Source organism: Streptomyces sp. NPDC054840, from assembly GCF_053611065.1.
This window is the reverse complement of sequence record NZ_JBSGZP010000418.1, coordinates 1-6,631: the sequence shown is the minus strand read 5'-3', so window position 1 is coordinate 6,631 and position 6,631 is coordinate 1. Positions and strand designations below refer to the sequence as shown.

At 73.3% G+C, this 6,631-nt stretch carries 6 protein-coding genes; 1 reads left to right on the top strand and 5 read right to left on the bottom strand.

Features of this window, described 5'->3' with window-relative positions; translation table 11 throughout:
• Positions 1-435: hypothetical protein (locus ACWGIU_RS25580; protein ID WP_453709477.1), on the bottom strand; the 435-nt coding region annotated here is incomplete at its 3' end.
• A gap of 97 nt (positions 436-532) precedes the next feature.
• A complete protein-coding gene (locus tag ACWGIU_RS25575; protein ID WP_453709475.1) occupies positions 533-1,564 on the bottom strand; it encodes a helix-turn-helix domain-containing protein in 1,032 nt (343 codons plus the stop codon).
• A gap of 243 nt (positions 1,565-1,807) precedes the next feature.
• Here ACWGIU_RS25575 and ACWGIU_RS25570 point away from each other — a divergent pair, with 243 nt between their 5' ends.
• Entirely contained in the window at positions 1,808-2,035 is a 228-nt protein-coding gene (locus ACWGIU_RS25570; protein ID WP_030016799.1) for a response regulator transcription factor, read from the top strand.
• Here ACWGIU_RS25570 and ACWGIU_RS25565 read toward each other — a convergent pair.
• The 3 genes from ACWGIU_RS25565 to ACWGIU_RS25555 all read right to left on the bottom strand — a co-directional run.
• Positions 2,029-3,342 (bottom strand): MFS transporter, encoded by a 1,314-nt coding sequence (locus tag ACWGIU_RS25565; RefSeq protein WP_453709473.1) that lies wholly within the window; start codon positions 3,340-3,342, stop codon positions 2,029-2,031. The two genes, ACWGIU_RS25570 and ACWGIU_RS25565, sit on opposite strands and share 7 nt — an antisense overlap.
• 47 nt (positions 3,343-3,389) lie before the next feature.
• The gene (locus ACWGIU_RS25560; protein WP_453709471.1) at positions 3,390-4,928 is read right to left on the bottom strand and encodes an amino acid adenylation domain-containing protein; all 1,539 of its coding nucleotides are present in this window, start codon (positions 4,926-4,928) and stop codon (positions 3,390-3,392) included.
• 56 nt (positions 4,929-4,984) lie between these two features.
• Positions 4,985-6,631: non-ribosomal peptide synthetase (locus ACWGIU_RS25555; protein WP_453709469.1), on the bottom strand; the 1,647-nt coding region annotated here is incomplete at its 5' end.

Genomic DNA, 6,631 nt, shown 5'->3' with positions numbered 1-6,631 from the left:
GAAGGACTCCGGCCCGCCGCTCTCGCCGGTCCCGGTCAGCTGCCAGGTCAAGGCACCGGCGATCTGGTGGATCAGCAGATGCTCCCGACCGCCGGTCCGCCCGGCCCGGACGGCGTCCACGCCGACGCCGGGGGCGGCGGTCCCGGCCGTCTCCACCCGGTCCAGCCGGACGGACAGGCCTGTCAGCGCGGCCAGTTCGGTGGTGAACCGGTCCACCTGCGCCGGGCACACCGTGCCACCCGCGGGACCCGCCCCGGCGCCGTCGTCATCATCGGTGCCATCGGCTTCGCCGGTGTCGTCGACGTCGCCGAACGCCGGGTTGTCGTACTCGGGCCACAGCACACCCGGCGCCCGGTCCAGGTGGACCGAGAGGAACAGGACGATCTCCCGCAGGTGCGGGGCCTCCCGTTCGCAGGCTTCATCCGGCATGTCCATCACGCGCCCCTCTTGTTCGGCGGCTCCACAGCTCCCATCCCAGCAGCATGCGACACGCCCGCCGCCCGCGACAGACACGAGAACGCGTGACACCAGGTCAGGAGGGCTGTACCGCGCCGTCCGCCTCGCCCTCCAGGTCCAGCAGACCGCGCGCGGCGGCGGCCACACCCGCCTGGAAGCGACTGCCCGCACCCAGCTCCTGCATGATGTCGGCGATGTGGCGCCGGGCCGTGCGCAGCGACATGCCCAGGCGCCGGGCTATGGCCTCGTCCTTCAGCCCGGCCGCGAGCAGCCGGATGATCGTCTCGTGGATCTCCCGGGCCACCTCTTCGAGCCCCTGGCCCGCGGCGGCCGAGAACGGCGAGGCCAGGTCCCAGGTCTGGTCGAAGATGTTGCACAAGTACGCGACGGTCGACGGCTCGCGTATCACCACGGCGCCCCAGCTGCCGTCGGCGACCGGTATGAAGGCCAGTTCCCGGTCGAAGGCGATGAGCCGGCCGAACAGTTCGTGCGCGGTACGGTACTGCGCCCCCAGTGCCGAGGTGGCCGCGACATAGGCCTGGCTCGGCCCGTTGAAGCGGGCCGTGTGGTGGTAGAGGGTCCGCATCGAGATCCCCCGCTGGAGCATCGTCTCGTCCCGCCGCAGCGCCTCCTGCATCGCCTCCGGCACCCTGCTGCCGCCGCCGGGCTGCGAGCTGAGCATCTCGGTCGCGCAGTTGAGCGAGGCCCGGTTGAGTGCCCCGCGCACGTCCTCCAGGCTCTCCAGGACCTCCAGCGACTCCCCCGTGGAGCGGCGGCCCAGATAGTGCGGCAGGAAGCGCCCCAGGTCCTCGCGGATCCCGCTGATCGCCCGCTGCTGCTCGCGGATCTGCGCCTCCAGGGGCGCCACGAGTTGCTCGGCGGCGGTGTCCGGGGCCACCGCGAAGGCCACCGTCGGGTCGATCGGGCTCACGTGCAGCAGGCGGGCGGCGCGCAGGCGTGACACGCTGCGCCGGACCTCGTCCGCGTCGCGCCCCGTACCGGCGGCCACCGCGTCCACGTCCACCGTGCGGTGTTCGAGCACCCAGCCGTAGACATCGATGTCAACATCGGCGTTGTTCGGATCCGGCACCACGTCAGATGTTTGCATTGCCCCACTTTGCCTTTTTCGCCCCTGGTCGCTTTCCTGCCAGGCACTTTGGTGAGGTGCCCGCCCCCTGGCGCCAGGATATGCAGGACGAAAGGCTGTACCGGACGAACAGCGGCGGGTGTCCGGCCACTTCAGGCACCGGACGTCCGAAACGATGCGATGGCACAGTGCGATCGCACCATCACCAGGAGTGCCGAGCCCGCCGCTCCCCCTTCCTCTTCGATCCGGAATCCGGAGCCCCACATGCTGCACACCACGCTCACCGCCCGCGCACCGGAGCTGCCCGCCCTCACCCCGCGCGAGCAGGAGGTCCTCGCCTACCTCGCGCAGGGGGACACGTACCGGATGATCGCCTGCCGGATGGGGCTGAGCCCGCACACCGTCGACACCTACCTGCGCCGGCTGCGCAGCAAGACCGGTGCGGTGAACCGGACCCAGCTCACCCACATCGCCTTCCGGCTGGGCTACTGAGCCGACGGCGCGGCCGCGGCCCCGGCCACCGGGGCGTCGTCCTCGAACGTGCGCATCCGCCGCAGCGGGGAGCCCAGCAGGACCAGCGGGGCCGCCGACAGGGCGGCGGCGCACACCCACAGCGCGGCCCGCACGCCCAGGAGTTCGCCGAGGAGTCCCGCCAGCAGGCCGCTCAGGGGCAGTACGCCCCACACCAGGAAGCGCATGGTGGCGGTCATCCGGCCGAGCAGGTGGGGCGGGCAGACCGTCTGCCGGTAGGTGACCTGGCAGATGTTGTACAAGGTGACGCCGGCCGACTGGACGAGCGACCCGAGCACGAACAGGCCGATCCGCCAGTCCTTGTCGGCCAACGGCAGCAGCAGCCCGAAGGGCATGGTCACCAGCAGGGACAGCCACGTGAGCCGGGCCGCGCCGACGGCCCGGGTCACCCGGTCCGCGGCGGTGGCCGCCAGCACCGAGCCGATCGTGGCCGTCGTCAGCACCCAGCCGATGGCTGCGGGCGGCAGCCCCACGGTCCGGGTCAGGAAGAGCACCTCGAGGGCCATCACCGCGCTGAGGAACAGGTTCACGGCAGCCGTGTTCAGGGCGATGAGCCGCAGGATGCGGTGGCTCAGGACATAGCCCAGCCCCTCGCGGATGTCCCGCAGCAGGTGCCGGCGCGGGGCGGGTGCCGGCTTCTCCTCCCGGGCCCCGATCCGCCCCAGAAGGATCACGGAGACCAGCGAGGTGACGGCCTGCCCGGCCAGCGTCCCGGCCGCGCCCAGCAGTTGCACCAGGAAGCCGGCGACTCCGGGGCCGGCGAACTCGGCCCCCGAACGCACCGTCTCCAGCTTCGAGTTGCCTGTGATCAGGGTGTCCTTGCCGATGAGGGTCGGCAGGTAGCTCTGATCGGCGACGTCACCGAACAGCCGGGCGCACCCCAGCAGCAGGGCGACCGCGTACAGCAGCGGCATCGAGTGCAGATCCAGCAGGAAGGCCACCGGCAGCGCCGTCAGCAGGACGGCGCGCGCCAGGTCGGCAGCCATCATCACGCGGCGCTTGCGCATCCGGTCCACCCAGGCCCCGGCGGGCAGGCCCAGCAGCAGGAACGCCGCGTGTTCCGCGGCGGACAGCAGACCCGCCTGCATCGCCGAGGCGTCGAGGGTGAGCACCGCCATCAGCGGCAGGGCCACGTACGTGATGCTGCCGCCCAGCTCGTTGCATATGTGCGAGGACATGAAGAGACGGAAGTCCCTGCGGCGCCGGCGCTCCACGGCCTGGCCGGACGCGGTGGACTCGTCGGCCGACTCGCCGGTGGTGACGGACACGGGTGCGTTCCTTGTCTGGTCGCGGACGGGATCCGCGGGTTGCGGGTTCATCGGGGGGCGGGCGCGGGAAGCGCCCGGGGGTCGAGCTTGCCGCCCGGGGTCCGGGGCAGCCGCTCCATCAGTGTCACCACGGCCGGTACGAGGTACCCGGGCACCTTGGCGAGGAGGTGACGGCGCAGCTCGTCCGGTGTGAGGGAGCTGCCGGGTATGACGGCGGCCCAGGCGGCGAGCTGCGGTCCGTCGGCCGCCGCGACGGCGCGGGCGACCACGTCGACGACGTCGGGATGGGCGGCCACGGCCGACTCCACCTCCTTGAGTTCGACCCGGTGGCCGCGGATCTTGACCTGGTCGTCGGCGCGCCCGAGGAAGACGAGCGGCCCACCGGGCGCCCGGCTGACGCGGTCGCCTGTACGGTACATGCGCTCGCCCGGGACGTCGGCGAAGGGGTCGGCGACGAACCGCTCGGCGGTCAGGCCCGGCCGGCCGTGGTAGCCGCGCGCCAGGCAGGAACCCGCCAGGTACAGCTCGCCCGCGGCGCCGGGGGGTGCCTCGCACAGCTCCTCGTCGAGGACGTACGCCCGTACGCCCGCCAGGGGTTCGCCGAGCGGGATCAGCTCGTCGCCCGGGAAGGCGGCCGGTTCGGCCGGTTCCGGCTCGTAGGAGGTGGCGGTGATCGTGGACTCGGTGAGGCCGTAGCAACTGATCACCGGGGGACGGCCGGCGGCCGTCCAGCGCGTCAGGTCCGCGGTGCGGCCCGCGTCGCTGCCGATCACCACGCGGCGCAGTGCGGACGGCAGCGGACGGGGGGCGCGCTCCAGGTCCTTGGCCCACTGCGACCAGTACGGGGTGGGAAGGTTGACGACACTGATGCGCTCCGCGGCGAGGAACGGCTCCAGTTCGGCGGGCGAGAGGACGTTGTCCTTGACGAACACGGCCGCGCCGCCCGTGCACCAGGTGGGCAGGGCCTCCTCCAGACTGACGTCGAAGGCGGGGGCCGCGAACTGCAGGACCGAGTCCCCGGCGGTCAGCCCGTAGCGTTCGGCCAGGGTGCCGACCTGTGCGGCGAGTCCGGCGTGCCCGACCGCCACGGGCTTGGGCAGCCCGGTGGATCCGGAGGTGAACAGCACGTAGGCGAGGGACCCGGGCGCGACGTCGGCGGGCGGGGCGGCCGACGTGGGGGCCGCGGTCGTGGTGGACGCCCAGAACAGCTCGCTCCCGGTGCGGCGTTGCAGCATCGCGGCGGCGCCGGTGTCCTGGGTGACCGCGTGCCGGGTGCCGGCGGCCCGCAGCAGGGTGCGCAGCCGCTCGTCGGGGGCGTCGAGGTCCACCAGGAGGGGGGCCGCGCCGGCGTACCAGATGCCCAGCAGTCCCACCGCCCAGTGGACGCCCCGGCGCACCCCCAGGAGAACGGTGTCCTCCGGCCCGGCGCCCGCGGCGCGCAGTTCCTCGGCCACCGCACGGGCCCGCCGGTCGAACTGGCGGTACGTCAGCTCGCCCTCGGGTGCGCGGACCGCGGTGGCCTCGGGTGTAAGCCCGGCCCGGCGCGCGATGCGCAGGGGCACGGGGGTGGTCTCGGTCGGACTCATGGTGGTGGTGTCTCCTGGGGGTGCGGTCGGGCTGTTCGCGGCGCGGTCACGCCTGGTCAGGCCTGGTCACGGGAGCGGGGGCGCAGCGCGGGGCGGGCGGGTGCGGTGCCGGCCTCCGCGAGGCGGGCGGCGATCCCCGCGGGGGTGGGCGTCTCGAAGAGGTCGCGGATGTTCAGCCGCACGCCGAGTTCGGTGCCGATGCGGCCGGCCAGCCGGGTGGCGAGGAGCGAGTGGCCGCCGTGGGCGAAGAAGTCGTCGTCCATGCCGGCCGCCTGGAGGCCGAGGACGGAGGCGAAGATCTCGCAGACCGTCCTCTCGGCGGGAGTGGCGGGCAGCCGGCCCGCCGTACGGTGCACGGTGGCCGGGTCGGGGAGGGCCTTGCGGTCGAGCTTGCCGTTGACGGTGAGCGGGAAGTGCGGCAGGTGCAGGAACAGCGACGGGACCATGTAGTTGGGGAGGTTCCGGCCCAGTTCCGTGCGGACCTCCTCGGCGGTGGGCGTCCCGGTGAAGTAGCAGATGAGCCGCTGCTGGCCCGCGTGGTCCCGGTCGACGGCGACGACGGCCTCGCCCACGCCCGGCACGGCGCGCAGAGCGGTCTCCACCTCACCGAGTTCGATGCGGTTCCCGCGGACCTTGACCTGGTGGTCCTGGCGGCCGAGGAAGTCGAGCTGGCCGTCGGCCCGCATCCGGGCGAGGTCGCCGGTGCGATACATGCGGCTGCCGGACACGGCCGAGAACGGGTCGGGGACGTAGCGCTCGCTGGAGCGGCGCGGGTCGCGCAGGTATCCGGGGCCCACGCCGGTGCCGCCGATGAAGAGTTCCCCGGGCACGCCGGGCGGTACGGGGGCGAGCGCGGCGTCCAGCAGGTAGAGGGTGTTGTTGCGCAGCGGGCGGCCGACGGGCAGTCGGCCGTGTTCCAGCTGGGCGTGCACGTCGGGGCCGATGAAGGCGTGGGTGTTGTCGTCGGAGCACTCGGTGAGGCCGTAGGCGTTGACGATGGCCGCCTGTGGGTGGCGCGCGTACCAGCGGGTGCACAGTTCGGGCGGCAGTACCTCGCCGTTGACGATGAACCAGCGCAGTTCGGGCAGGGCAGGCGACAGCCCGCCGGTGTCCCACAGGTCCACGGCGGCGCGGACGAAGGAGGGCACGGTCTCCAGGACGGTGATCCCCCGGCGGGCGGCGTCGTCGAAGAGGGCGGCCGGGTCGCGGGCGGTGTCCCGGGTGACCAGGTGAACCTGTCCGCCGGTGATCAGCGGGGCGAGCATCTGCCACACGGAGATGTCGAAGGTGAGCGGGGCGTTCATCACCACGCGGTCGCCGTCACCGAGGCCGAGGTCCTCGACCTTGGCCAGGAGGTGGTTGTTCATGCCCCGGCGGTGGACCATGGCGCCCTTGGGCTTGCCGGTGGAACCCGAGGTGAAGCAGACGTAGGCGAGGGCGTCGGGTCCGCCGGCCGGTGCCGGGCGCTCGCCCGGGGGCGCGGCGGCCGCGTCGTCGATCACGAGGACGGGCAGGCCGCCGGGGACGGCTGCGGCGATCTCCTCCGCGCGGCCCCGCTGTTCGGGGGCGGCCAGCAGCCGGGCGATCCCGCCGCTCGCCAGGAGGTCGGCGGTACGCGAGACGGGTCCCTCGGGGTCGAGGGGGACGTAGGCCGCTCCGGAGCCCAGGATGCCGAGCATCGCGACGGGGACGCGGGCGGTGGG

What these genes read in the sequence shown, in the direction of transcription:
- ACWGIU_RS25575 (WP_453709475.1), bottom strand. Translation starts at nt 1,564, where the DNA reads ATGCAAACATCTGACGTGGTGCCGGATCCGAACAACGCCGATGTTGAC.
- ACWGIU_RS25570 (WP_030016799.1), top strand. Translation starts at nt 1,808, where the DNA reads ATGCTGCACACCACGCTCACCGCCCGCGCACCGGAGCTGCCCGCCCTC.
- ACWGIU_RS25560 (WP_453709471.1), bottom strand. Translation starts at nt 4,928, where the DNA reads ATGAGTCCGACCGAGACCACCCCCGTGCCCCTGCGCATCGCGCGCCGG.